The sequence below is a fragment of the Microcoleus sp. T3_D1 genome, from assembly GCF_036700405.1.
GTDB lineage: Bacteria > Cyanobacteriota > Cyanobacteriia > Cyanobacteriales > Microcoleaceae > Microcoleus.
Genome location: NZ_JAUBOV010000080.1, coordinates 1 through 26,114 on the forward strand (window position 1 = coordinate 1; position 26,114 = coordinate 26,114).

The window sequence follows — 26,114 nt, forward strand, 5'->3', positions numbered from 1 at the left end:
CGTCCTTTTTGGACGGGCGGGACGCCCATCCCACAATAACAATTAAAATTGTAAGTTATTTAATTCGCGATCCTAAGGATGAGTGTAAAAATGATCCGTACTTTTGATGCAAAATCTTATACAGATTTACTTGTTCAGTATCAACCAAAACCGATCGCAAATGAAGCAGAAAACGAGGCCGCGATCGCTCTCGCTTGCGAACTGGAACACCGCCCTATGCGATCGCTGGAGGAAGAGCTATTTCTGGAGCTTTTGATAACGCTGATTGAAAAATTTGAATCTGAAAATTATCCGATTACTGCAGGAAATGCTGCTTCAATGTTGCAACATTTAATGGATGCGAGAGATTTGGACAAATCTGATTTGATTCCTGTTTTGGGAACGGAAACTGAGGTTGAGAAAGTTTTTGTTAGTGGAAGGGCGATCGAAATAGATGAAGCCACGAAGTTAGCCGATTTTTTCCACGTGGATATTAGTTTGTTTCTTTAATCGCGATCGTTTTGGTTTGCATGATAATAAGGTTGTTAGCGAACTTGAATGATGTCAAAGTTATCGCGATTGCCAATACGATAAAATAAGAAGTCAGAATCGAGAGTAAGAATTTGACGATACCCTGTTTTTTCAGCAGTCAAAACTAGGGTGGCATCAGCTAAATCCATTGGTCGATCACGATACTGTTCCATCAGTTCCAATAAACGGCTGTAGTCACCTTCCTGAATCTCGTAAATTGTCAGCATTTTATCTAAAAGAAGTTGACCCAAATGTTTTTGCATCATCCATCCGCCTCGATGAAGAGCAAGATACATGGCTTCTGTCAGACATGACCAGGTTGTAAGGAGAGGCTTTGCTAAGGGCATAACCGCATTTTGGTAAGCCACGTGCTGAGGCTGGGTACGATCGACCAGACAAAGTAAAACTCCTGCATCGCATAGGATCATAGCTCTAAACCTTGTTGCCGATACTTGTTGAGTAGGAGTTGCTGATATTCGCTCTCAGGCTCATTAGTCGTTACTTCCAAGCGATCGACCTCCTCGAACCATTGTGCCCAAGCTTTAGCAATATCGTCTGGGATTTTGGCATCAGCTATTCTATATTGGTGCTTGTGCATCACAAAGTCGATGAACTCGCTGACTTCTGGCAAGAATGATTCTGGAAGTTGCTGCAATTTGGCGATCGCGATCTCACGAATAGTCATAATAGTTGCCTCTTTCAGTCGTCTTTATTTTAATTGGAGGTCAAATGTTTGATAGGCAAATTAAAAAAATTAACTCCTGCAAACTTGCTACTGGGCGGCATTGGCAGTTGTCCGACGATGGCGACGAGCGGCAATCCGTTTAGCTAAAGCTAAAGCAGCTTCATTTGCAACATAACCACCAGTCTTAAGGGCATGAGCAAGTTTTTGAACTTCGCTACCTGAGACTGGTTGGGAAATTGTATGTAGTGGGTACTTCATTACGAAACCTGATTCACTAACTATATTGTAACAGGGGCGACGGCTACCAATAAGACTCGTAATTGAATTGACTTGATTGCTTTCTGCCTATTTACTTTGACTACTCCCAAGCGTAGATACCACCACGAGCCAAAAAATTATCCACATTCCAACCTACTTGGGCTAGGGCAGCATCTACACCCACTTCCAAAATTGATGAACTGTACAAATGACGCCCCGTTGTAGTGTTGTAAAACTGCCCTTGTGGATTGATCATTACATAGGAATCTCTCATCAAGTCGTTTGTCTCTACAACAGGTCGGAAGTTCTCCCCTAACAAGGCTTGGTGTCGTTCCACAAATTCTTGAAACTGCTGTGTCGAAATTAGCAGTTCTTCAACACTACCATCATTTTGACCGTCTACTGGCAGCACTTGAAAGACTTTCCACCGCTCTGGGCGCACCCGCCGTACAAACTCTGACATATCTTCTTGGAAGTTAAGGCGAGTAACTACTGTATTGAGTTTGACATGGATAGTGTATCTGTGTAGCTCATCAAACAAAGCTATAGAACGCTGTACATGATCTCCATTACCCCGCCCTAATTTTTTTTGAATTACTTCTGAAGCAGAATCTACCGACAAAGCGACCCAATCAATATTACCACTGTGCTTTTCTAATAATTCAGCTATTCGCGCACCATTGCTAACAATACTTGTTACAAATCCCAAACGACGCGACTCGGATAAAAGTTCACCAAGGTATGGGTGTAGTGTCGGTTCTCCTCCAGCAAAGTTAATTTTTTCCGTCCCGGCCTCGCGCAATAATAAAAGAAGACGTGTGGCATCGCTGAAAGTTAAATATCCTTGAACATCACGAAAGGTGGCAAAGCAAAATCTGCAATGGTAATTGCATGGTTTCCACAGATGAAAATTTACAGATATTGGTCGCATAGTAATAATTTATATTGCTTAAGTAAGGGAAAACTTATAGTTAGTTAGTCGATGCCGAAAACTCAATAGACCCCAGAACGGGTGTAGTTTTGCTAATTCTGTCTAGTTCATGACACAAAATAGAATAAGCCTGCTCAGGGTCGGAATTTGTCGTATCAATCTGCAAAATAGGAATATCAACTAGGGCAAATATGCGCTTGTATGATTCAGAAACGTTGTATTCAAGAGAAACTTTATCCCCATACCATTGGATAGGTACTTCCTGGCTTCGATTGGCAATGCGCTGGTTAATTACGGGTTGAGATGCTGTCACATAAACAACAACATCAGGTAATAAAAATTTTTGTTCTGATTGCAAAAGGCGAAAATGATAGGATAAATCCTGCTGCATCAGTAAACTGTGATAAGCGAAAGTAGAAAATATATATCTGTCAGCCACAACTCCTGAATCATTCAACTGTAATGCGTACTCATGGTTACGCATAATGTTGCACAGACTATAAAAATGAAATGTGCTAATTGGGGAATGAGTGGCAGCTATTTGCTTTCTTATAGAAATTAACTCAGGCGGTATGCTAGTGTAATAAGAAAAACTGTGACGCTTGGCAAACAGCTCTGCCAGAGTAGTTTTACCAGCGCCATCTAATCCTTCAAATACCACAAAAGGAAACTGCTTCATAACGTTAGATACTGTAAGATGTGAAATAAGATGTGAAATTTCACTGCATTAGCACCACTATTCTGGTGACAGTTTAGCCTCAGACTGCCCTCGGCTGTCCGATTAACCTTCCATAACTATCATCCTTTTCCGAGAATATGTAAATCCGTACTTCTACTGAATATTGCACTAAATGTAACAGGAAGAATCGTTATACCCGCAGCAATAAGTTGAGGTTCAATCTCTTCAAAATTGCCCTGTAAGGGGAGTTTTCCAATATTGAGTTTAATTGCCATCTCCCAAAGACTTGCAATGCTCAAGAAAACATCGTCTGCAGATTCAATCTTGTCTCTAGTTGACACTGGCAGATTTGGATCATGGGATACAAACCAGATCAAAGCATGAGTCTCCAATAGTAATCTATTCATTCCATGTATTCCTTCATATCCTCAAGCGGCTTATCAAAGTCATCAGGTAGCGGTAAAACAAACATTCCTTTCATTGTTCCGGCAATTCGACGCTTCTTTGTCAGCTTTTCTTGACTTAAGTTTTTAGCCTGCTTTTCGATCAAAAACTCAATATAATGAAGCACTTCTGTCTGAAGAGACTCAGGGAGTTTTGCTAATTTTTCTAAAATGACTGGCTGTATCATGGTTTCTTCTCGCGATCGCCCATCTACTCTATTAAAGCACCAAAACCCAATGTCAGCAACAGAATAGCCCATCATCTAGCCCGATCACCCAAAATCGCACTCACACCATCACTATCTTGCAACTTGCCGAAAATTACCCGATCGACTATTCTTCCTAGTAGATATCATCTTGATATAACAACCAACAAAAACATGACAGCAATATTACCGCCTTGGATAGTTTTAGACTCCCTATTGCACAACTGGCTACTAGAAGATATCGGTAGGGGCGATCGCACAACATCGGCCTTATTTCCCGCAAACAGCATCCAGGGTACTGCTAAATGGATAGTCAAAGAAGCTGGAGTCATTGCCGGATTGCCAATTGCCGATCGCACATTTAAACTTTTAGAGAGCAGCCTCAGTTTCATCCCCCAAGTACCGGAAGGGAAATTGTGCGAGAAAGGAGAAGTAATTGCCGAAATTTCCGGCAATTTCGATGCGCTGCTAACCGGAGAAAGAGTGGCATTAAACTTGGCAATGCGTTTGAGCGGCATCGCTACTTTAACTCAGAAATATGTTGACAAAATTGCCGATTTGCCCGTGCAATTAGTGGATACTCGCAAGACAACGCCCGGATTGAGATTGTTGGAAAAATACGCAACTCAAGTCGGCGGTGCTTGTAATCACCGGATGGGATTAGATGACGCCGTGATGATTAAAGACAATCACATTGCGGCGGCTGGAGGAATTGCAGAGGCGATCGCCCTAATTCGCAATTCTATCCCCTATCCGCTGACGATCGAAGTCGAAACCGAAACTCTCGCCGAAGTAGAAACAGCTTTGCAGCACAAAGCCGATATTATCATGTTAGATAATATGTCCTGTGATTTGATGCAGCAGGCAGTTGCAATAATTCGCCAAAAGAGCGATCGGGTAAAAATTGAAGCTTCCGGCAATGTTACTTTAGAAACAATTAGAAGTGTAGCCGAAACCGGAGTTGACTATATTTCTACCAGTGCTCCGATTACGCGATCGACTTGGCTGGATTTGAGTATGAAAATTAATAGTAATACCCGCAGTCCGGCAGGGGTTTAAACCCCTGCCTCAAAGCTGAAGTCCTCGCTTCAGAGGACTAATAGACATCTCCAAAAAAGAACTTGAAACCCAAGTCAAGCCTAAGCTAAAATCTAATTTCGAGAGAAGTCTAATGAATTATTCAGTCCTCTTTTAGAGGACTTTCGCTATGAGCCAGGGGTTTAAACCCCTGGCGGTATTTGGGGCCCGATCGATATTTCGGCTGAAGTTGATACCAATGGGCAATGCCGTGGGGAGCATCTCAGTTTTGCATTTACAGTGCGAGCGTCCCCGCTCGCGTATTGTACAATACGCGAGCGGGGACGCTCGCACTACAATAAAAAAAATGCTTTTTACAAAACTGAGATGCTCCCAGGCCGTGTCCGACCTTGGTGAGAGTCAACTGTCAACTATTGGTTAGTTATTACGAATAACCAATAACCAATAACCACTAACTACTAAAAAATTACTACTTCGAGATAAAATGAACCCAAAAATTCCCGTCAGGTATACAGAGGCTGCGGATTAAGCGGTAAGTATAGTGCAAGTAAGCACCGCTGACACTTGTATCGTAGCCAGTTCGGAACCACTCGCCATAGGGATCGTGGACGAAGAATCCCTCGCTGTCGTAGCCTGCGGCAACTATAATGTGACCGAAAGACGTGAAGTATCCGTGGATGACAGCGGGATTTCCGCTGGCTAGCCAATCTTGAACGTCATCAATAGTTGCATTCTCGGTAAAGAAATCTTGAGCGCCGTAATCTCTAACAATCTTTGCTAAATCGTAGGGGTCCCAGCGACTGTAACCTTTGGCGATCGCATATTCGTAAAGTTCGTCTTCATATTGCCCGGTTTGTTTGCGCCGCGGCACCTTCAAAAAGTCCATACACATCGCTAATGAAGTTACATTGCAAGAACCTGTAGGATTGTTGAAGTTATCCATTTGCGATCGATAAGGAATGCCAAGCCTGACAGTTGGGGGATTCGGTTTGGGAAAAAACAGAACGCCGTCTTGAGTAATTTGAGCGTGCCCTCCGAAAACATACCAAACCCCTGAACCTTTGAAAGACTCGTTGCGGAGAGCAACTCTGATGTGACCGCGAGCCGGAGCAAAAGCCAGGATCTCAAACTCTTTTCCGGCTGGTATTACTTGTTTTTCCGAGTCTTGAAGTTGAGAAGATGCCAGCGGTTTCGATTTCAAAATCGTGTCTCTAAGCGTTTTCAGGATCAGGGGAGGTGTGATAATGTCCCCTGGTTTGGTTTCGATTAGCTTTTTGGCTGTGACTGCTCCCAAAAAACCAGCTTCGCCGCACTTCATCAGAGTTTGAAATCGGTGGAGTGCAGCAGTAGAGAGAGGGCCAAATTCCCCGTCTACGGGAGGCTTCAGTAAACCCAGGTCAATGAGGCGGCTTTGAATTTGGGCACTGAGTTCGTCGTTAGCAGCGATTGCTTTGACATCGTACCTAATGTTTGAGTTGAGAAAGTTTTGTAATTTCATGCTTGCGTGCCCCTGTCAATCGATTTTAGATTTTAGATTTTAGATTTTAGATTTTAGAATTACGATCGCCGATCAATCTGGTTTCCTAGACTAAATTGCTTGCTCGTCAATAATTCCCAGTTTATCGTCTCATAAAATTACGGTAATTTTGCCGATCAATCGATTTTAAATTTTAGATTTTAGATTTTAGAATTACGATCAATCCGGTTTCCCTCGACTAAATTGCTGGCTCGTCAATAATTCCCAGTTTATCGTCTCATAAAATTACGGTAATTTTACCGATCGCCCGAACCTTAAAGGCTTCATATTAATTATTTGATACAAAACCTTCAAGGCGCGGGCCGATCGAATTTCACGCACTATTGACTAAAAATCCCTCGTGCGCGTTGGCATTCTTTCTGCCGAATGCCGAATGCGGTTGGATGCCTCAAAAGCAGAGCGATGGCAGAATTGCCCTGTTGAGGCGATCGTCCGATTTATGCTTCGTCTGGCCGAATTACCACAACACCCATTGCGTCGGGAGACAGATATTTGACGGCCGCTTCTCGGAGATCCTCGGCAGTCTGAGCTTGGATGCAGGCGGCATAGTTGAGGGCGGGAGCGATATCTCCTACCATCGACTGATAGTAACCGTACAAACTTGCTCGATCGCTCGGAGTTTCGTTACCAAAGATAAACCGATTTGCTACTTGGGTGCGAATGCGGGAAATTTCAGCATCTGTCACCAGTTCGGTTTGGAGAGTGCGGATGTGTTGGACGATGGCTGCTTCCACTGCTGCCAAGTTTTCTGTTGCTAGTTGAGCGGAAATTGAGAATACGCCGCCGAGTCGCTGAGTCATGTTGCTGACCGAAATTGACGACACTAGCCCTTTTTCTTCGCGCAAATCCTGCACCAAGCGAGTTGTGCGGCCGTGACCCAATATTGTCGCCAAAACGTCCAGGGCATAAGTTTCGGACATTTCCATGAAACCTGGCACTCGCCACATCACGATCAGTCGGGCTTGCTGAAGGGCAGAGTCTACAAATTCGCGGCGGACTGTTTCTGTAAAGGGCGATTCTTGGCCGTAGTTCAGGATTTGGGGCTCAGGGTGAAAGTTGCCAACAGCAGGCACATTTATTTTGTTGTTTTGTGCTGTACTTTTTGCTGCAAAACTGTCTGCGACAATTTCTATTAGTTGATCGACTGGCAAATTGCCGACAGCTACGGCTGTCATGGCCCCTGGGTGATATCTGCTGCTGTGGAAATCCCGCATTTGTTGCGCTGTCAACTGTTCGATTACCGCAGTCGGGCCGAGTACCGGTCGCTTGTAGGGCAGGACTTCAAACGCTAATTCCATCGATCGCTGATAGGTGCGGCGGCGGGGATTGTCTTCCGATCGTCTAATTTCTTCTAAGACTACCAGCCTTTCGCGATCGAAGGCGTCGTCGGGAATGCTGGCGTTGAGCAACACATCGACTTGCAGAGGAGCTAGTTCGGCAAAATCTTTAGGAGCTGTGGTGATGTAATAGTTAGTGTAATCTTGGCTGGTGGCTGCATTGGTGACAGCGCCGCGCTGCTCGATCGCGCGCTCAAATTCGCCACTGGGAATGCTCGGAGTTCCCTTAAAAATCATGTGTTCTAAAAAGTGAGCCATCCCGTTAATGTCGTCTGGTTCGACGGCTGAGCCTAAATTGAGCCACACGCTGAGGTTAACAGCATCGACCGGCAAGTGTTCGGCTATAACGGTGAGGCCGTTGGGGAAATGGCGGATTGTTGGGGCGTTGAGGGGCGATCGGGCTGAGGTTTTGAGTAGGGTGGATGTCATTGTGCTTTTAAATTTATCTTGTTCTTTATATCTTAAAGGGTCTTTAAGGAAGAGCTCAGGCATTGGACATTTTGGCCGAAAAATGCAATGGGATATGGACGGTAATGCACGCACCGAGTTTTTGGTCTCCCTGGAGCAAGTCCTGTTAACGTATTTCTGCGATCGCGATCGTTAATTTATCCTAATAGTTGCCCAAGTCCTCAGTTTTTTTTGTAACAGCAAAAGATGGAAAATCGAAGATTGAATAACAACTTAGTATTTCCACAAGCAGCTTTTCAACGATTTTGGCGATCGACTTCGGGGAAAATCGGCTTAATTTTGACTGTAGCGCTGACGATCTCGGCACTGTTGGCCCCCCTACTTTCCCCTTACGATTCGGCGGTCGATCGAGATTATTTGTCGCGCTTAGTGGCTCCTAGCGCTAAACATTGGTTTGGTACCGACAGTTTGGGGCGAGATTTGTTGGTGCGGGTGTGGCACGGATTGGGGATATCTTTACTCGTCAGCCTGGTTTCTGTGGGTGCGGGTTTAATTGTGGGAGCGCTTTTGGGGCTGGTGGCCGGGTATTTTCGGGGGTTTCTGGAAATTGCGATCGGCACTTTGGCGGATATTTTGTTAGCTTTTCCTTCGATTTTACTGGCGATCGGCGTTGTTACCGTCACCGGGCCGAGCCTGCAAAGCGTAATTATCGCCGTCAGCCTCGTGCAAATTCCGATTTACATCCGCTTAACTCGCAGTATGGTGCTGTCTCTGCGGGAACAAGAATTTGTTTTGGCTGTCAAAGCCTTGGGCGCCAGCGACTTGCGGATTATTTTTCGCCACATTTTGCCGGGAAGTCTCGCGCCTCTAGTTGTACAAGCAACTCTTTCGACTGGTACGGCGACACTAGAAGCTGCCGGTTTGGGTTTTTTGGGTTTGGGCGCACAGCCGCCGGTTCCTGAGTTGGGGACGATGCTTTCTGATGCTTTTAAGGGCGGATACGCTCTTTCGTCTCCTTGGACTATTTTGTTTCCAGGTTTGCTGATTACCTTGACTGTTCTGGGTTTCAATCTTTTGGGGGATGGCCTGCGAGACGTTTTAGACCCCAGAGGGAATTAGAGGGGAAGTGGGAGATGAGGAGAGGGGGAGAGTGTCCGAGTGGAAAAAATCCTCCTTCTACCCTCGAACCTCAACATCCATCCGTTACATCCCTTGCATCCGGCACACTGCGACCGCAGCCGAACTTCCTCCTCCCTCTAAAATCTAAAATCTAAAATCTAAAATCTAAAATTGATCGACTTGACTGCTGTCACGATCTACGCGAAACTTTACATACAACTGATGTATTGCTTCTACCTATTAATAACTTCTGTTAAGTTGTGACTCAAAACCTATCAATTAGTCAAAATTGATATAGCGCTTTGTCAGTCAGCCAACTCTCAAGAAGCTACTTCAGGAGGCATCGTCCCTGGCTTGCTGGTGTCGGTGTCTGTTCTCAATATTCCTATTCAGTCAGCCCGCATTATGGAAACACTAGAGTTTGTGATCTATCCAGATGGCCGCGTACAGGAAACAGTCACCGGCATTGTCGGTGCTTCCTGTGCTGAGGTAACGGCTGCAATTGAAGCTCAGCTCGGCGTGGTGCTTCACCAAGAGTCAACATCTGAATATTTCACGCAAGCGCTGCATCAGTCAGCCGAAGCGACAGCCCAAGTGGCTTTTAGCGATTGGTAATTTTTTTTGTTGAGTTCACTTAAATTTTTTTGGAATCACCATGTCACACTTTAGCCAAATTAAAACCCAGATCCGCAATTTGAATTCTTTGGAAGCTGCTTTAACTGACTTGGGTATCGACTGGAAGTCGGGCCCAACTGAGGTGCGCGGCTATCGCGGCCTAACCAGCACCGCTGAGGTCGTGATTGAGCAAAAAAACGGCTACGACGTAGGTTTTAGCTGGAACGGGACTGAGTATGAATTGGTGGCTGACTTGCAGTTTTGGCAGCAAGCTTGGTCTGTAGACCGTTTTCTGAATAAGGTGACTCAGCGCTACGCTTACCATACTGTGGTGAATGAAAGCGCTAAGCAGGGTTTCCAAATTTCTGAGCAAAAGCAAAATCAAGACGGTTCGCTCCGCTTGGTGGTGCAACGCTGGTGCGCTTAATAATTTTTCGAGATTTTTGCAATCTTGTCTCATCAAAGTCCGCCTGCGCGGACTTATTTACTATTGTGGGGGTCTAAATGTCTGAGCTTTCTGGACTCGGAATAGATACAGCAATCGATCGCTCTGGTTTAGAGCCGGAGTTGGGGGGATTTTTGCGGGATGCGCCCGATCGCTCTGGTTTGGAACCGGAGTTGGGCGGGGTGTTGCGCCAAAAAGGTGTCTATGTTGATGAGATTACCTGCATTGGCTGCAAGCACTGCGCTCACGTTGCTCGCAATACTTTTTACATTGAACCGGATTACGGTCGATCGCGCGTAGTTCGACAAGACGGGGATTCTGAAGAGTTGATTGCTGAGGCGATCGACACTTGTCCGGTGAATTGCATTCACTGGGTTGATTACACCGAACTCAAGAATCTGGAAGAAGAACGCAAGGATCAGGTGATTCCTGTCGTTGGTTTTCCGGTGGATATGGCGACAGTTAAGGCCGGTATTCGCCAGCGACAAAAGAATAAGTTGGGCGATCGTAAGTTCAAAGGTAGCCATTGAAATCCACAATTGCCATCCGCAGCTTGAAACCTGTGGCTCAAACAACAAAAACAGCCCGCGCGGGCTGTTTTTATACAAAATATAACTTTCACGTTTTCGATCTCTTAGTCCGCGAAGGCGGACTTTGTTTGACAAGAAGCGGTTTCAACCGCCGAGTGATGCGCCGCAGGTTATTTGAGAGGATGGTGCTCAGCGAGAATTTTCTCAACTCTAGCTTCGTCGATTCTGGCAGTTAATGTTGTTGCCTCGTTGTTATCGCGAATGGTTTTTGCTAAAGTAAAAGACGAGCCGACTGAAAAAGTTAAACCCATGCCCATAAAAGCTTTTTGCCAGGGATCTACCTGTAAATAAATGATACCTACAGTAGTTGCGGAAAGGGCAACAATAAAAGAAACCCAGCACTGAAGTATCCAAGCATTAGTATCTTTTTGGCGTATGATTTGTTTCTGCATAGTGCCTCTAAGTCAAATATATCTTTTGGTGGATTAACTTAAAGCATAGAGAGTGCGACTGAAGCGGTCAGGAGAGCAGGGGACAGTTTCGATAAGTGAACAGTGCGATCGGGCTTTTGACTAAAAATTAGAACGCTGTAGATAGGGTTTAAGGCTCAAGGAAGACTGGGTGGGAGTAGACAGTTGGGAAACTGGACTAAGGGAGATTGATTTGGGATGTGGTTTTAGGGAGCATTTTCAAAAGTTCTTTTCGGTTCTTGCAGGACTTTACCAAACCCGACTGGTGTACCTTAGCGATGAAAGGTGCTTGATTCCCCAGAATAAATCGTTGCATATTTTCTAAGGCATTTACAAAAGCTTGTGCCACTACCACTCCAGGAACATCGCCGTCCACAAATGCAAAAAGCCGTACATTGCCTTGAGCCACGGCTAATAACTCCAAAGGACGGGTAGCGATTTTCTTGTCCTTTGTTAATACCACCCAATTGCGCTCTCCAACTATCCTCAGCCAATCCTTATCCTCGATATCTTGCTTAAAATGATCGTCGTGAATTTCTACTGTAGCCCCCTTATTTCGTAGTGGATCTGCCAGTTTCTTTCCTCAACATCTCTCTATGAAAAATATCTCATTCATACTGCTACTAGCGGAAGTTCGCAGCGAATACCTTCCTCTATTTGGAGCCGATCGCAATTGTAGTCTTCGGCAAGTTCATCGATGGAATCCCCAGCTTTGTAGCGTTCCGCAAGCATAGCTGTGGGAATGCCAGTTCCAGCTAAAACTGGACGGCCAAATGATATTCTGGGGTCAATCATCACTGTTTTAGGTTCGTCGGAACCTGATAATTTGGTAAAAGGGAAGAGTTTGATAGGTAATCCAGCTTTATCTCGTACAATGCGATCGAAATAAGTTTTTAGAATCTGTCTTGCTTCCTGTTCCCTGTCGGATGCTGCAAGCTTCTGTCCGAATCTCTCAAATAAAAGAGCTATTCCCTCGGTTTGAAACTCAATTCCACCGTATAATTGAGGAGTCGAAAGATGATCGTTGATGTAGTCGAGTTCAGTGCTAAGTTGTTTTCGGGAGAATCCAGTAGCCTTAAAAATGGCAATCAAGACATGAGCCTCTACCAAATTTGTGAAAGAAAGTAGTGTAGTTTTGGACTGGGGAAGCAGTTCAAAATTGTTGGGGTGAGGTAACTTAATCAGTGGCTCAAAGAAGCGCTTGTCCGCTTTTGTTTTCGAGAACCAGCCACCCACCCAATCTCGCAACCTATCCTTGGGCAGCCTGAGATATTGCGCTGCTTGAGGGATAGAATATATAGGAATCTCGCGCGGATCGAAGTTGTTAGTATCAAGCATAGCAGTTGTCCTAATGCTAAATACTTATATTTTTGCACAGTTCGCGGGCGATCGCAAAAATCTCTCCCTTCCATACCCAGATACCCGACTTCTTCAAGAAATCGGGTATCTAAAGCAACCTAATTAGCTCCTAAAAACGCTACGGATTACTTATTTTTCTGCTGAGTCTTCGCTTGTTCGATCGCAATTTCCCTCACTGCTTGCAAAGAACTCAAATTCGATGCTCCCTCAATCGCCTTCACCGCCAAATCTTGAACCTGTTTCAAAGCAGAATCCAGTTGTTTCGACAAGCTAGCAAGGCGCGCATCTTGATTTTGAATTGTCTGCAACATCCCTTGAATTTGCAGTTCATAATTTTGCTTTTGCCCTTCGATGTCTTTAGCAGACAAATCAGCCTTAACTTTCGCTTGATAATTGCCAATATTGCGGCCGTTATCTTTCCCGTTCTTGATATTAGCTTCCAGTTCTTTCGGGAAAGCTTCTACCTTAGCTTTCACCTCAGCATAAAGTTTTTCCCGTTCCGAAATAGATTTTTCGCGTTCCGCCCACTGTTTCTCCTGTTCTTGCTGAAACTCTTCGATTTCTTGATACAGCCTTTTCTGGCGCTGTTCGTATTCTTCGATGTCCAGATTTCGCTGAAGATTCAAATCATAATCATACAACTCTTCATCCCGATCGCGAGCTTTTTGATGATTCTCATTGCGTTCTTTAACGGCCAACTTTTGCAGTTCCTGCTCTTTTTCCCAAGCTTGTCGGCGTTCCAACAATTCCTGTTCAACTGTTTCGCGCTGTTCGCTGAGTTCGCCAGCAAAAGTTTTCGCGCTTTCTTCGTACTGTTGAATTAAATTGTCCAGCGTATCTTCTGCAACATCTTCTAAACTGTGCAACTCTTGCAGTTGTTGAATTTCATCGCCCACGGTGCGCCGCAATTCTTCGAGTTTAGCAGCTTCCGAAGTTAACTTTTCAGACAACTCGCTGACAGCGCCACCAAAGCCAAATTGCAGCAAAATCAAATTGTCGATTGTAGACTGCATTTTTTGTGGATTTTGAGTTAAAGCCATTGGTTTTTGTGCCTCCACAATAGGTTTTTCTGGGGCTGCTGTTTGCTTTTGGGAAGCATTTAGCTGTTGGATTTGCGATTCTAGCTGCGCTTTTTCTTGCGCTGCTTCCTTGTACGCTTCTAAAATTTCAGCCTTGGTGCTTTTGTCGCTAACTCTTTTGTTCATGACTTTTCATTTCTTAATAGCGTGGAAAATTTCTGTCATTTTTTCGTAAAGTGGGCATTGCACACCCTACTGCGTTTTAAGCTTTGCTGGCAAAAGCTTTCATTGCCAAATCTTGCGCTTGCTTCATCGTGGCTTGCAGTTGCGCGGAAATTTCGGCAATTTGTTCGGTTTGTCGCCCAATTGTCTGCTGCAAAGATTGCGTTTTCAATTCATATCCTTGCTTAGTGCTTTCCCATTCTTTCTCCACTAAATCTGCCTTGACTTTAGCTTCGCGGGAAACTTCTTGAATTGCTTCTTCTTTGGCTTTGACATAAGCCTGTTTGAGTTCTTCCTCAAATCCGGCGGCTTTTCTTTGATTCTCTTCAAACTCCGCTTGATTGTCACTCAGGACTTGTTCGCGTTCTACCCAATTTTTTTCTTTTTCGCGAGTAGATTGTTGCAATTCCCGTTCTAGTTTGCGTTTTGTTTCTTCGTATTCGTCAGTTTCGACTTTGCGGGTGCGTTCTAATTCGTAGTGATAGTCTGCTGTTTCCCGCTGGCGTTCTTTTGTTGTTAGTGCAATCTCTTCTTGAATTGCTATGTCAAAAGCTTGCTGTTCTTTTTCCCAAAGCTTGCGTTTTTGGGTCGTGTCTTTTTCGAGAATTTCGCGCTGGTTGGCGGCGTTTTGTTCGAGCAGAGTCAATTTTTCTCGGTGCTCTTGAGTTAAAATGTGGAGGGCGTCTGCTACAACTCTGATTTGCTGCAACTCTTGCAATTGTTGGGCTTCTATTTCGATCGCGCGTTTTAATTCGTCTAATTTGGAAGATTCCGCTTTCAGTTTTTCGGAAAGTCCGCTGATGGTGCTGCCGAAATCTAATTGCAAGTCAGCCAAGCCTTTGACGATGCTGTCGATTGTGTAGGTGGAAGCGACTTCGAGGAGTTGTTTGTTTTTGGCTTTTTCGGCTGACTGTTCTTTGGTTTCGACTTTGGATTCGATCTTTTTCTTGTCGGCTAAAATCTGCTGAAAGTTTTGCAAAATTTGGGCTTTGCTATCCTTGGCAGTTGCTATTGTCATAATGTTTGCTTCTCCTGATTATAACTTTTCGAGACTTGTGAGTGAGACTTTCTCAGTTATTCTAAGTTGCGGAGTTGGCTGAGAATGGAACGGTACTTGCTGGCTGCGTCGGGTTTTTCTTCTGAATTATCGCTGGCTAGCATTTTGAGAAGTTTCCAGCAGCGATCGCACCGATTTCCTTCCCAGCAGCCGCACTCATCAATTATACTCAAAAGTGCGCCTTTTAGCAATTGATTTTCGGCTAACAAAGCTCGGTAATTCCGCTGGACTGATTCGGCTACTAAAGTCATGTGCTGGAAGTCTTGGGTGAGACTTTCGATGTCGTTAACTGCATCTGTCCGAATTTGGTCTAGCAGCTCAAGATTCTCTCTCAAACGACTTTCTTGCAGATTTGGTTTGGTTTTCAGCTTGGTTAATTTCTTCATTTCACTCTGTTGTAACAATTATGGCAAAGGCGCGATTTAATCGCGCCTTTACAACAGAATTAGAACAAGTCAGCAGTTGATTTGTCTTCCGCTGGCGGTAGCGACATAGCGCCGTTGGAATTCAAAGCAATAGCATCGCTTTCACCGCCAGCGTGAGCAGCCATCAAGCAGGCAACTTGCTGTGCCGGCAGGTTATCTAAACACACCATTGCTTTTGTTCCTTCTAAGTCAATCATCCGCGATTGATTGCTAGAATCTGACAAAACTGCTGCGGCTTGGTCGATAACCGCCCAATCTTTCCGCTCGTTCCAAGACCATTTCAAGCTGTAGTAGTTGATCGGTTTTACTACTCCGCTGTCGTCTGGTTTCTGACCGGAATGTTTGACAAATTCGGGAATAAAAATTCCGGTTGCAGGTTCTACGCCGCGAGATTGAACTGATGCTACCAAACGGTTAAAATCGTTCAAGCTGCGGTTTTTGATGTAGGTCACCATGACAACTCCTTGCGGCAGTTCGCCGGTTTCTGCGACAAACCACAGTTGACCCCACAGTGTGTGGGAAGTTTGACCGAGGGAACCGAAGAATTTGGAGAATTTGAGGATTGTCATGGAACACTTGGAACCGTAATCTGTATCGCCGATCGCCCACTGGCCACTTTGGCAATTGTTACGTACTGCGATCGGGATTTCTGGTACTAGCAAAGCATTGCTCGGTTTGGCACCAAATACTGAAAATGTAGGTCTTTCTTGTGTTTTAGTCATTGTTCGTTTTTCCTTATTTCTTTATTGCTGCTTTACGGGGAATTGGTAATTGGTAATCCGTTAAATCTCGTACATTGCTCGTGGCAGAACTTCGATTACCTAATCAGATGTGTTGTCGCTTTTGGTTCGGGATAGGTATACTCAAGCATCGCCTCTTGTTGAGCTTTGATAATCCGCAGCGCGGCGAGCAAATGCTCTAACGTTTCTAAGTGCGCTGGGGTGAAGTGGATGCTGAAGCCTTCGCCATCCCGCGCGTAGCCGGGACAAACCAGTGAGGCTGAGCTTTGTTCTTCGTGGGTGGCGATGTATAGCCAGTCATCGTCTTCGAGCTTGTAATGCGTGTCTGTCCAGGTTCTCAGCATTTGCGATCTGCTCCTCCTTATTTGCTGCGTACAAGCGTTTTGACGCCCAGCGCTTCTCACTCCTCTGAAGTTGACGACGCTATATGTAGCGTGTGAGCTAGGCTAATTTGCACCCTTAACCCTACCAGTCAGGGTTAGTTGGTTGATTAAAGCGTCAACTAATCTCATGGTAGCGCGGGTTGATTTTCCCGTCAAGTATTTTGTTGAACTTTTCATCAAAACAGGCTAGAATGCTTGTCAGGAGGCAAAAAACCGTGGAACAAACATTTGGAAGACTGATCCGTCAAGCTCGCAAGGACAAAGCTTACTCACAACGTGAGCTAGCTGCTATGCTAAGTGTGGATTTTACTTATTTGTCGAAGTTGGAGAACGATCGAGCGGATTATGCGCCAAAAGAGGAGGTAATCCGAGCATTAGCGCGGAATCTAGACATAAACGAAGAGGAATTGATTTTCTTGGCGGGGAGGCTGCCGCAGCAGTACGAAGCGCTGCTGAAGCAGAATCCGAAGGAAATGCAGGCTCTTTTCCGCCGGATGCAAGAAAATCCAGATTGGCTCAAACAGTCTTTTGAAGCGTAAGAGAGGCCCCTCATAGTGAGTATTTTTAAGCCGTATTGCTTCTATCCCAAAGAATCGATCGAGCGTTTGGCAAATGACATCTTGATGCAGATGCAGAAAACGCAAAATTTTGCTCCGAGATGGCCTTTTGATGCGACAACGGTTGCTGATTTTCTGGATTTGGGCGTAGTTTGGGAGTGCATTGAGCCGGATGAAGAAGGTGCGATCGCGGCGAGGATTTTGCCGCAGCAGCGGTTAATCGAAATCAACGAACAGATTCTCGAAAAACCGGCCGGTTTCATCGAATCGACGATCGCCCACGAAATCGGCCACTGGGTGCTACACGTCAATCAAGACGAAGCAGACGGCACTGTGGAACAGTTGGAATTAAACTTAGGCAATGAAGGGAAAACGGCGTCTGATGTCGAGGAACCGTTTGTTTGTCGGGGTGCGAGTGCTGATAATAAGGTTTTGTCGATCGAATGGCAAGCGCAATATTTTGCAAGCTGTTTGTTGATGCCTCGGTGTATTTTGGAGGAAAAAAGACAGGGACGCGATTTAACTAAGTGGTCGCATTTATACAAAATGAGAGATGAGTTGGGAGTGAGCATTTCCAATTTAACAAACCGCTTGCAAGAATTCGATTGGATTTATATTCCCAAGGGAACGCGCGAGATTTATGCCGGGAAAGATGCGGCAAACGGGCAGCAGCGATTGTTTGGATAGAATTTGATTGAATTTGAGATTTGAGAGAGATTCTCGAATCTCAACTTTTTAGGGGTGTGAGGAATGACGGAAACAGATTTAGAGAATAGTGAAGAAGACCGAAACTGGAGACAAGACAAGCTGCTGACTATTGATGAAATCGAGAGGCTTCAGAGAGGGGGTGAAAACATTCATTTACTCAAAGGTAAACGCAATGCTTCAAAAAGAGACCTCTACAAAGACACAGAAGGGAATATTTATGTTAAACCTAAGAGTGGTATTGGAGCCGGTGAATTCACGGATTTGAATATTAATGATTTTTAATTAATTAATCAAAGAGGAGCGGGCTGATGGAGTCAGAAATTTACTCTTACTTTATGTTGACGGGAATGGAATGCGATCCAGACGAAGTGACTGTAAAGGTAAGCATCAATCCAACTGAAACTTGGAGGAAAGGGGACTTAATTAATCCTAGGGGTACTAGACGGCATCAGGAAAATGGTTGGAGCGTGTATTCTAAAATTGAAAAATCTGCTGACTTAGAAGAACACATTAATTCGGTTTTAGAACAGCTTCAGCCCGGGTGGGTTCCTTTGCTTGAGTTGTGCAAGTGTTATGCTGCGGAGATTGCTTGTGTCATTTATTATCGAAGAGGCAGTGTACCAGCCATACATTTCGATCGAGATATTGTCGCTCAGGCAGCTAAACTGAATGCAGAAATCGATGTTGATTTCTATGTTTTGCCAGAAGAAAGTACATCGGACAAAGCAGTAAGTAGGTAAGGCGATCGCCATTTATGCTCATTGCTTCCTCCTGTGGTATAGTGTGAATGAAAAAAATCAGGGCTTACGCATGGGGGCTAGAAACCCGGTTTCTACGAGTTTTGCATTTACTCAGGAGAAATAGACAAAGAAACCGGGTTTCTGAGGTCAGGGCGCGTAAGTCCTAAAAATTTATACTGTTCAAATTATGCTGACAAATATCAGTCTCGTTCTCGAAGCTTGTCAAGAGTTAAAGATATCTTATGAAATCCTGCATCCTTCTCAAAACTTGATTAGACTCAAACAGGGCGGCGAAGAATATTATTTTGTCAATTACATGACGCCATTTAACAGCGCGTCAGTAGCAGAGATTTTTAAAGACAAAGAATATACTTATCAACTATTAAACGGCAAAATAAATACTCCCAGAACTCTCGGTTTTGTCTCGCCTCACTGCGAGGAAAAGTATAAAAAGTATTTGAGTTTCCCAGATATTGAATCAATAGTTTTAGAAGTGAACAAAAAATTCGCTTTCCCGGTGATTATCAAAAGAAATCGCGGTGCTGGTGGCAACAATGTTTTTTTGTGTGAAACTAGAGAGCAAATTAAAGAAGCCCTAGAAATTATATTTAACGTCAACAGCAAAGATTATGATTATGTGGCGCTAGCTCAAGAATATATCGAAATTGCCCACGAATATCGGGCTGTATTCTGCAAACAAAAGCTAGTTTTGCTGTACGAGAAAGACAAATCTCAGGCGAAATTTGCGGGGAATTTAAGCCCGCTGCACTGGGAAGGTGCAAAAGCTAAACATATAATTAACCCCACTCTCATTTCTGAGATTGAAGATTTTGTTAAACCTGTTTTTGCTGAAATTGCGATTAATTATGCGGGGCTTGACATCGCGCTAGATACAAAAGGAGCATATTGGTTGATTGAAATTAACTCAAGCCCCAATTACGATATTTTTGTCAGAGATAACGATCGCCAAATTGCTGTAAAGATGTTTAAAGATATCTTAGGATCGCGAATTAAATAACTTACAATTTTAATTGTTATTGTGGGATGGGCGTCCCGCCCGTCCTTTTTGGACGGGCGGGACGCCCATCCCACAAACTTGTGGAAGTTATTTAATTCTCATTCCTTAGAAAATTGGAAAAGCCGAGAAACCGGGTTGTTCACCGATATTCACGGCTCAAATCCCATATTTTCCTAAAAAACCCGGTTTCTGCGATCGGGGGTGCGCCAGTCCCGATTAAGAAACATCGGCTTCGGCTGCAATTTTAACCGATCCCTTCAGCGCAAACACGGCGGTGATGATGCCAACAACCGCAAGAATTGCCGTAATGTAAAAAGCGTTGGTATAGCTGCCAAAAGTATCGCGAATTTTCCCCGCAGCAATTGTACCGAAAAACGCTCCAACTCCGTAGGCTGTATACACAATGCCGTAGTTTTTCGCGTAGTCTGCGGGGTCGAATAAAGTTAAAGTTGCCGTGGGCGCGATCGCCAGCCATCCTCCTAACGACAGCCAGAACAAACAAAACGCAATGATATAAGTTGCGACTTGTCCAACGCCCGCCTGAGTCATCATAATCGATGCGATTAAGATGAGAATGTAGTTGGCGATTGCGGCATATTTTGGCTTAAATCGATCGGTTATCCAACCAAACATCGGACGCCCCATACCGTTAAATATGGCAAACAGAGAAACCGTTGCCGCAGCCGTTCCCGCGTCTAATTTAATAATTTCCTGCGCCACGGAAGAAGAAATTCCGATCGCGCCCAATCCCACCAGCGTGCCAATTGTGTAGCACACCCACAGCCCGTAAAATGCGGGAGATTTCATCATCGGTGCGCTCTGGCTATTTACCGCTGTTCCCGATCGGGCGGCCGCAAATCCCGCAGGCGTCCATCCAGTTGGCGGCATTTTCAAAACGGTCGAAATTGCCAAAATAATGACGGTAAAAGCGATGCCTAAAATCAGAAATGTTTGCGCTATTTGATAGGTATCGATTAAATATTTGGCAATCGGTGCGGTAATTAAAGGCGACAAACCAAACCCAATTACTGTTAGCCCAACTGCCAATCCTTTTTTATCGGGAAACCACTTGGCTGCTACTGCTAGCGGTACGCCGTAAGCAATTCCCACCCCGGCACCGGCGATAACTCCATAGGTGAGTACCAGGACAGTAATATTAGGTGCAAATGCCGATAAAATATAGCCGATTCCCGTCACGACGCCGCCGACTGCGGTCACGGTGCGAGAACCGTATCGATCGATAAAAAAGCCGGTAATTGGCATCAGTACGGCAAAAACTACTAACAATACGGTAAACGGCAATAAACTATCCGTTGCACCGATAGTGAGCTGCTTTTCTAGCGGCTTTCTAAAGATACTCCAAGAATAAACAGTACCCAGACAAAGCAAGACCGTGATTCCCAGCGGAACGAACAACCAGCGGCCTTTTTCTGCTGGCATTCCGAAAACTTTTGTTTCGTTCATGTTTTTAATTTTTATCGAGGAGGCATTAATAGGTAATGGCTGTGCATTCCCCGATAAAGTGTAAATTTACTATAAGTTTGTTACCGATGCAATAGTTGTGTAAAAAAAATATTAAACTTAACTAAAATCCGCGCGCAACTTGGAAATTTTTGTGAGAGATCGCAACGATAGCCCGATGGCTGAAAAGATGTTTCAAGACATCTTAGAAAGTTGGAAATAATTCGCTAAACTTAATTGGAGAAATGGGCGATCGAATTAAATAATGTAGGGTGCGCTTCGGCGCACCGCAACTAAATAATGTAGCGCACGGAGCACCGCAACTAAATAATGTAGGGTGCGCGCCCCGCACACCTTACCGCTTACATTCTTTCCAATACTTTAATCCCCAACAACTCCAAACCTAATTTCAAAGTTCTTGCAGTCAAATCGCACAAAATTAGCCGCGAAGTCCGCAACGGTTCCTCAGCTTTCAAAACCGGACATTGCTCAAAAAATTGATTGAACTTTTGGCTCAATTCAAACAAATACTGACAAATTCGATTCGGCAACAAATCGCCCCCAACCGCATTTATCACTTCACTCAACTGCAATAAATGTTTGGCTAAAACCAACTCTGCATCAGACTGCAAGATTACTTTCGCACCAGCATCTAAATTCTCGAAATCAATCTCACCTTTGCGGCGGATTCCCTGCACGCGCACATAAGCATACAGCATATAAGGAGCGGTATTTCCTTGCAATGCGAGCATTTTGTCGTAACTGAAAATATAGTTGCTGGCGCGATTTTGACTTAAATCGGCATACTTAACGGCACTCAAACCAACTGTTCGAGATACGTTAGCAATGAATTCCTCAGTTTCTTGTCTTTCTTCGACTTTTAATCTCTCTTCTAAATCTTGGCGCGTGCGGACGATCGCCTCATCTAACAAATCCTGCAACCGCACCGTTTCCCCAGAACGAGTTTTGAGTTTTTTGCCGTCTTCTCCCAATACCAAACCGAAGGGAATGTGGACAATTTCGACATCTTCAGGAATCCAATTGGCTTTTCTGGCTACTGCAAATACTTGGGCAAAATGGTTTGCTTGTCCTGAATCTGTGACGTAAATTAAGCGCTTTGCATTGTCTTTTTGGATGCGGTAGCGCACTGCTGCTAAATCTGTTGTAGCGTAGTTGTAGCCGCCGTCGGTTTTTTGGACAATTAGTGGCAGTGGTTCGCCTTCTTTATTGGTGAAACCGTCTACAAAAACGCACTTTGCGCCGTCACTTTCTACTAGCAAACCTAGATTGGTTAAATCTTCGACTACGGCGGGCAATAGAGGATTGTAAAACGATTCGCCGCGTTCGGTTAATTTGATATCGAGCAAATCGTAGATTACTTGAAATTCGCGGCGCGATTGATCGCACAGCAATTTCCAAGCGCGGCGGGTGTCTTCTGCGCCTGCTTGCAGTTTTACTACTTCTTGGCGGGCGGTTTCTTTGAAGGTTTCGTCTGCGTCGAAGCGCTGTTTTGCTTGGCGGTAAAATGCGACTAAATCGCCTAAATCTAGGGCGTCAGCGGTTGTGAGGGCTTCGGGGTGAACTTCGCGCAAGTATGCGATCAGCATTCCGAATTGGGTGCCCCAGTCGCCGATGTGGTTGATTCTGAGTACGTCGTGGCCTTGAAATTCGAGGGTGCGGGCGATCGCATCTCCGATGATTGTCGATCGCAAGTGTCCGACGTGCATTTCTTTGGCTATATTCGGACTGGAAAAGTCGATCGCGATTGTCTGAGGCGTTTTCGCAGGTTCAATCCCCAAACGCGAGTCGCCGGCGATCGCACTAATTTGCGCTTCCAAATAAGCCGGTTTGAGCTTCAAATTGATAAAACCTGGCCCGGCGATTTCTGGGGTTTCGCAGATGTCAGCAATATCTAGGTTTTCGATGATTGTCGAGGCGATCGCCCGTGGGGGCTTTCCTAACTTTTTCCCCAAACTCATCGCCGCGTTGCACTGAAAGTCCCCAAAGTTGGGATTGCTGGCGGCGGCTAGCATCGGATCTGCACCTGCATAACTTTCGCCGAATGCAGCGGTGAATGCTTTTTCAAATTTTGCTTTTAACTGTTGGGCGATCGAGTTCATCTTTAATATTTTGATTGGATGTTTATTTTAAACTCTAGATTCAGCACTTTTTGCCAATAATACTCTGACTACTTACGTAATTTTCATCGGCCCATCTCCCTCTGGCCCTCTCCCCCTCTCCTCACCTAGTAGGAAATTTTGTACTTAGCTTTGAGCTACTGATGCGATCAAAAGCATTGGCCGTGATAGCACAGAGTACATTTTATCACAGTTGCGATCGCTACACAAATTAAAAAATGTCACATCAAGTCCATGATCTCGATCGCTAGATCATTTTGTTAAATCGCTTACATTAAGGTATGTTAAAATTTTTTCAATGCTCCCAAAAATCCTACGAAAGGAAGTAGTTATGTTATCTCAACCAATTTTTGGCGATCGCTCTCTGACCCACGTCTTTTATCAAGCAGTAATCGCTCGCTTCTACGACGGTTTCAGTCTCTCCACCCAAGCACTATTACGAGAGTGTACCCTTGGCTTCGCTCCCTGTCCCGATGGAGTCAAAACCTTTTTCATCATCGCGCCGAGTCTCGATGCAGCAGAGCAACTAATTGACAAAATGGACAGTATTTTGGAGCGAGTTGCCGAACTCATGGCTGGAGTCGGACAAGTTGCCCTGTGCATACTTCCCGCCGGCAGCGAGGGAGAGCAACCGGTCGATCTGCAAGACTTAGAAAAAGTTCCCCCGGATTGTCTGGCTTGCAAATTCTTTACAATTATATGGGCCGATGCTGCGGCCGATCGGTAAAATTGACAGTTAGCAACCAGCAACTCAACACGGTTCGGCCCAAGCTGTGCCGGTGCCGGCGCGGGGTAGATTGTCTGTTAGTTACACTCCCTGGAATTATCGGGCAAAGCGTGCAGGTAATTTAGAGCGTTTGCAAGGTTGCACTCGCAATCTTTGGCAAGTGTTAAACCAGACAAAATATATATCAAAGGCCCGCTTGTCAGTCGCTCAGATTTTTACCTGCCGGCTCAAACAGCCGTGCATCTACTTTTTACATTTCCAATAAAGGCCACCAAAAAGCCGCATCAACTCTCCTGGGTGTCTCGCTTCAAAAGACAGCAGCAGGAATTAGGCGGTATGGCTGGAAAATAGATTTTTGCGAATATCGGCTGATGTTCAGAATAAGCAGAAATATTCTCAAAAATAGATAAGAGTTCCGCAGGTTCACCTCAGAAACCCGGTTTCTACCCCCGCGCTTCATATTCGCGGTTCGCTGGGAAATTGACAGAAAATAGGCTGTTTGTGGGAGAGTCAATCGATTTTAGATTTTAGATTTTAGATTTTAGATTGACCTTACGGATAAATGCGGGGGCTTGAGGATTTTAGATTTTAGATTTTGGATTGATTCTACGGATAAATCACGTGGCGGGTACCATCAAGAAATTCCTGGTCACCAGCTAGAAACAGAGCAAAGCTTTACTCACAAAAAGAGCAGTTTCCCAGCGACACCCCTGGCAGTGCAGAGCGATCGCACCACAGGCTCATAGAATTTGTTAAAAATTTCAGTTGAAAATTTAAATTATTAAATTTTATGCCTAACATTGGCGATAAAATCTAAGATTGAAATTCTCAAATCGGAAATCAAGACATCATGGTAAAACTGACACCGAACCCCAGCTTTAGTTTAACAATTCGGGTTGCTCTGCCGAACCAGCCGGGAATGCTGGCACGAGTCACCAGCGCGATCGCATCTGTAGGCGGCAACTTCGGCCAAATCGACTTGATCGAGCAAACCCGCGCCACTACCGTTCGCGATATCACCGTCGATGCCTCCAGCCTCGAACACAATGAAGAAATAGTGCAAGCAGTGAAAGCGCTGGCGGATATCAGAGTGATCGACGTGTACGATCGCACTTTCAACTTGCACCGCGGCGGAAAAATCAGCGTAGTTAGCAAAATTTCCCTCAAACGCCAGTCAGATTTGGCAATGGCATACACCCCTGGAGTCGGCCGCATCTGCACTGCGATCGCCAATGACCCGCAACAAGTTTATAACCTCACAATCAAACAAAATACTGTTGCCATTGTTACCGACGGTAGCGCAGTTTTGGGACTGGGAAACCTCGGCCCTGCCGCCGCACTGCCAGTCATGGAAGGCAAAGCCATGCTATTTAAAGAATTTGCAGGTATTGACGCCTTTCCTATCTGTTTGAATACCCAAGATACTGAGGAAATTATTCGCACAGTGCAGAATATCGCCCCGGTTTTTGGCGGCGTTAACCTTGAAGATATTTCTTCTCCCCGCTGCTTTGAAATCGAAGCAAGATTGCGGGAAACCTTAGATATTCCGATTTTTCACGACGACCAGCACGGGACTGCGATTGTCAGTTTGGCAGCATTAATTAATGCCTTGAAAATCGTCAAAAAAACCATCGCAGAAGTGTGTATAGTGATTAACGGAGCCGGTGCGGCCGGAGTCGCGATCGCCCGCTTGCTGCGTAAAGCAGGTGCCCAAAACATCATCATGTGCGACTCCAAAGGCGTCCTCTCCCAAGACCGCACGGATATGAACCCAGAAAAACTAGAATTTGCTGTGGCTTCGAGCGGTACTTTGGAAGATGCGATCGCCGGTGCCGATGTATTTTTAGGAGTCAGCGCCCCCGGCGTAGTCACCCGCTCGATGGTGCGTTCGATGGCCGAGAATCCCATTGTTTTTGCAATGGCAAATCCCATTCCTGAAATTCAGCCCGAATTAATTATGGAAGATGCGGCGATCATAGCAACCGGACGCAGCGATTACCCGAATCAAATTAACAATGTTTTGGCATTTCCGGGGATATTTCGAGGTGCTTTGGACTGCAAAGCGACCACGATTACGCCCAGTATGTATTTAGAGGCAGCATACGCGATCGCCTCTTTAGTCAGTCCTTCTCAGCTTGACAAAGAACACATTATACCGTCTGTTTTTGACGAAAGAGTTGCCATTGCTGTCGCCGGTGCAGTGCAGTTGGCCGCCCGCTCCGAAGGTATCGCCCGCGATTAATAGAAGGAAGAAGGAAGTCTTCCTTCTTCCTTCTTCTCTCTTCCTTAATCAAGGATAAAACTCACAACAATAAACAAGATAATAAAGATATAATTAAATCACCCAAG

Annotated in this window: 32 protein-coding genes; 13 read left to right on the forward strand and 19 right to left on the reverse strand. The window is 45.0% G+C overall.

Annotated elements, in window-relative coordinates; translation table 11 throughout:
- The first annotated feature begins 78 nt into the window (after positions 1-78).
- Complete coding sequence (locus QT992_RS26875) at positions 79-489, forward strand: transcriptional regulator (RefSeq protein ID WP_333321454.1); 411 nt, start codon at positions 79-81, stop codon at positions 487-489.
- Positions 490-524: 35 nt separating this feature from the next.
- On the opposite strand, the gene QT992_RS26880 is transcribed toward QT992_RS26875, so the two are convergent.
- The 7 genes from QT992_RS26880 to vapB form a co-directional block, all read right to left on the reverse strand.
- A complete protein-coding gene (locus tag QT992_RS26880; RefSeq protein WP_333321456.1) occupies positions 525-938 on the reverse strand; it encodes a PIN domain-containing protein in 414 nt (137 codons plus the stop codon).
- Entirely contained in the window at positions 935-1,195 is a 261-nt protein-coding gene (locus QT992_RS26885) for a hypothetical protein (RefSeq protein WP_333321458.1), read from the reverse strand. Before QT992_RS26885 ends, QT992_RS26880 begins: the two co-directional genes overlap by 4 nt.
- 87 nt (positions 1,196-1,282) lie before the next feature.
- The gene (locus tag QT992_RS26890) at positions 1,283-1,453 is read right to left on the reverse strand and encodes a hypothetical protein (protein WP_333321460.1); all 171 of its coding nucleotides are present in this window, start codon (positions 1,451-1,453) and stop codon (positions 1,283-1,285) included.
- Between the two features lie 100 nt (positions 1,454-1,553).
- Positions 1,554-2,384: a viperin family antiviral radical SAM protein gene (locus QT992_RS26895; protein WP_333321462.1), complete on the reverse strand. Its 831-nt coding sequence runs from the start codon at positions 2,382-2,384 to the stop codon at positions 1,554-1,556.
- 40 nt (positions 2,385-2,424) lie between these two features.
- Complete coding sequence (locus QT992_RS26900) at positions 2,425-3,063, reverse strand: deoxynucleoside kinase (protein ID WP_333321464.1); 639 nt, start codon at positions 3,061-3,063, stop codon at positions 2,425-2,427.
- Between the two features lie 119 nt (positions 3,064-3,182).
- Entirely contained in the window at positions 3,183-3,470 is a 288-nt protein-coding gene (locus QT992_RS26905) for a PIN domain-containing protein (protein WP_333321467.1), read from the reverse strand.
- The gene (gene vapB, locus QT992_RS26910; protein ID WP_333321469.1) at positions 3,467-3,694 is read right to left on the reverse strand and encodes a type II toxin-antitoxin system VapB family antitoxin; all 228 of its coding nucleotides are present in this window, start codon (positions 3,692-3,694) and stop codon (positions 3,467-3,469) included. The genes QT992_RS26905 and vapB overlap by 4 nt, the downstream gene beginning before the upstream one ends.
- A 192-nt stretch (positions 3,695-3,886) precedes the next feature.
- Between vapB and nadC the strand changes: the two genes are divergently transcribed.
- A complete protein-coding gene (gene nadC, locus QT992_RS26915) occupies positions 3,887-4,771 on the forward strand; it encodes a carboxylating nicotinate-nucleotide diphosphorylase (protein ID WP_333321471.1) in 885 nt (294 codons plus the stop codon).
- Positions 4,772-5,219: 448 nt separating this feature from the next.
- On the opposite strand, the gene QT992_RS26920 is transcribed toward nadC, so the two are convergent.
- Positions 5,220-6,248, reverse strand: a complete 1,029-nt coding sequence (locus QT992_RS26920) for a C39 family peptidase (RefSeq protein ID WP_333321473.1) — start codon at positions 6,246-6,248, stop codon at positions 5,220-5,222.
- Positions 6,249-6,724: 476 nt separating this feature from the next.
- Entirely contained in the window at positions 6,725-8,053 is a 1,329-nt protein-coding gene (locus tag QT992_RS26925) for a pitrilysin family protein (protein ID WP_333321475.1), read from the reverse strand.
- A 225-nt stretch (positions 8,054-8,278) separates the two neighbouring features.
- Between QT992_RS26925 and QT992_RS26930 the strand changes: the two genes are divergently transcribed.
- The 4 genes from QT992_RS26930 to QT992_RS26945 all read left to right on the forward strand — a co-directional run bounded on the left by QT992_RS26930 (position 8,279) and on the right by QT992_RS26945 (position 10,741).
- A complete protein-coding gene (locus QT992_RS26930; protein ID WP_333342360.1) occupies positions 8,279-9,151 on the forward strand; it encodes an ABC transporter permease in 873 nt (290 codons plus the stop codon).
- Between the two features lie 405 nt (positions 9,152-9,556).
- Positions 9,557-9,766, forward strand: a complete 210-nt coding sequence (locus QT992_RS26935) for a DUF2997 domain-containing protein (RefSeq protein ID WP_015176940.1) — start codon at positions 9,557-9,559, stop codon at positions 9,764-9,766.
- 40 nt (positions 9,767-9,806) lie between these two features.
- Positions 9,807-10,193 (forward strand): DUF1257 domain-containing protein, encoded by a 387-nt coding sequence (locus QT992_RS26940; protein ID WP_242716193.1) that lies wholly within the window; start codon positions 9,807-9,809, stop codon positions 10,191-10,193.
- A gap of 77 nt (positions 10,194-10,270) precedes the next feature.
- Positions 10,271-10,741: a ferredoxin gene (locus QT992_RS26945; RefSeq protein ID WP_333084753.1), complete on the forward strand. Its 471-nt coding sequence runs from the start codon at positions 10,271-10,273 to the stop codon at positions 10,739-10,741.
- Positions 10,742-10,911: 170 nt separating this feature from the next.
- Here QT992_RS26945 and QT992_RS26950 read toward each other — a convergent pair whose 3' ends face one another.
- From QT992_RS26950 to QT992_RS26985, 8 genes are all read right to left on the reverse strand, one after another.
- Positions 10,912-11,193, reverse strand: coding sequence for a YiaA/YiaB family inner membrane protein (locus QT992_RS26950; RefSeq protein ID WP_172189332.1), 282 nt, complete (start codon positions 11,191-11,193; stop codon positions 10,912-10,914).
- Between the two features lie 196 nt (positions 11,194-11,389).
- Positions 11,390-11,785, reverse strand: coding sequence for a PIN-like domain-containing protein (locus QT992_RS26955; RefSeq protein ID WP_333342363.1), 396 nt, complete (start codon positions 11,783-11,785; stop codon positions 11,390-11,392).
- 38 nt (positions 11,786-11,823) lie between these two features.
- Positions 11,824-12,549, reverse strand: coding sequence for a DUF433 domain-containing protein (locus QT992_RS26960; protein ID WP_333342358.1), 726 nt, complete (start codon positions 12,547-12,549; stop codon positions 11,824-11,826).
- A 146-nt stretch (positions 12,550-12,695) separates the two neighbouring features.
- Positions 12,696-13,775 carry a hypothetical protein gene (locus tag QT992_RS26965; RefSeq protein ID WP_333342357.1) on the reverse strand — a complete coding sequence of 360 codons (1,080 nt, stop codon included), beginning with the start codon at positions 13,773-13,775 and terminating at the stop codon, positions 12,696-12,698.
- A gap of 76 nt (positions 13,776-13,851) precedes the next feature.
- Positions 13,852-14,829, reverse strand: a complete 978-nt coding sequence (locus tag QT992_RS26970; RefSeq protein WP_333342355.1) for a hypothetical protein — start codon at positions 14,827-14,829, stop codon at positions 13,852-13,854.
- 56 nt (positions 14,830-14,885) lie between these two features.
- On the reverse strand, positions 14,886-15,254 hold the full coding sequence (locus QT992_RS26975; protein WP_333342353.1) for a hypothetical protein: 369 nt from the start codon (positions 15,252-15,254) through the stop codon (positions 14,886-14,888).
- A 59-nt stretch (positions 15,255-15,313) separates the two neighbouring features.
- Positions 15,314-16,015, reverse strand: coding sequence for a hypothetical protein (locus tag QT992_RS26980; RefSeq protein WP_333321490.1), 702 nt, complete (start codon positions 16,013-16,015; stop codon positions 15,314-15,316).
- A gap of 95 nt (positions 16,016-16,110) precedes the next feature.
- Complete coding sequence (locus QT992_RS26985; RefSeq protein ID WP_006634886.1) at positions 16,111-16,377, reverse strand: hypothetical protein; 267 nt, start codon at positions 16,375-16,377, stop codon at positions 16,111-16,113.
- Between the two features lie 254 nt (positions 16,378-16,631).
- Here QT992_RS26985 and QT992_RS26990 point away from each other — a divergent pair, with 254 nt between their 5' ends.
- The 5 genes from QT992_RS26990 to QT992_RS27010 all read left to right on the forward strand — a co-directional run bounded on the left by QT992_RS26990 (position 16,632) and on the right by QT992_RS27010 (position 19,439).
- Positions 16,632-16,955, forward strand: coding sequence for a helix-turn-helix domain-containing protein (locus QT992_RS26990; RefSeq protein ID WP_006634885.1), 324 nt, complete (start codon positions 16,632-16,634; stop codon positions 16,953-16,955).
- A 15-nt stretch (positions 16,956-16,970) separates the two neighbouring features.
- Positions 16,971-17,660 (forward strand): ImmA/IrrE family metallo-endopeptidase, encoded by a 690-nt coding sequence (locus QT992_RS26995; protein WP_333342351.1) that lies wholly within the window; start codon positions 16,971-16,973, stop codon positions 17,658-17,660.
- Positions 17,661-17,723: 63 nt separating this feature from the next.
- Positions 17,724-17,963, forward strand: coding sequence for a polymorphic toxin type 33 domain-containing protein (locus QT992_RS27000; RefSeq protein WP_333103328.1), 240 nt, complete (start codon positions 17,724-17,726; stop codon positions 17,961-17,963).
- Between the two features lie 26 nt (positions 17,964-17,989).
- Positions 17,990-18,421, forward strand: a complete 432-nt coding sequence (locus QT992_RS27005) for a DUF4279 domain-containing protein (protein WP_333321494.1) — start codon at positions 17,990-17,992, stop codon at positions 18,419-18,421.
- Between the two features lie 187 nt (positions 18,422-18,608).
- Entirely contained in the window at positions 18,609-19,439 is an 831-nt protein-coding gene (locus QT992_RS27010) for a YheC/YheD family protein (RefSeq protein ID WP_333321495.1), read from the forward strand.
- Between the two features lie 216 nt (positions 19,440-19,655).
- On the opposite strand, the gene QT992_RS27015 is transcribed toward QT992_RS27010, so the two are convergent.
- Both QT992_RS27015 and argS read right to left on the reverse strand, forming a co-directional pair.
- Complete coding sequence (locus QT992_RS27015) at positions 19,656-20,903, reverse strand: L-lactate MFS transporter (RefSeq protein ID WP_333322624.1); 1,248 nt, start codon at positions 20,901-20,903, stop codon at positions 19,656-19,658.
- 359 nt (positions 20,904-21,262) lie between these two features.
- Positions 21,263-23,020 (reverse strand): arginine--tRNA ligase, encoded by a 1,758-nt coding sequence (argS, locus tag QT992_RS27020; protein WP_333342448.1) that lies wholly within the window; start codon positions 23,018-23,020, stop codon positions 21,263-21,265.
- Between the two features lie 349 nt (positions 23,021-23,369).
- Here argS and QT992_RS27025 point away from each other — a divergent pair, with 349 nt between their 5' ends.
- Positions 23,370-23,765, forward strand: a complete 396-nt coding sequence (locus QT992_RS27025) for a hypothetical protein (protein ID WP_333342450.1) — start codon at positions 23,370-23,372, stop codon at positions 23,763-23,765.
- 850 nt (positions 23,766-24,615) lie between these two features.
- The gene (locus QT992_RS27030) at positions 24,616-26,007 is read left to right on the forward strand and encodes a malic enzyme-like NAD(P)-binding protein (protein WP_333289503.1); all 1,392 of its coding nucleotides are present in this window, start codon (positions 24,616-24,618) and stop codon (positions 26,005-26,007) included.
- Positions 26,008-26,114: the final 107 nt, after the last annotated feature.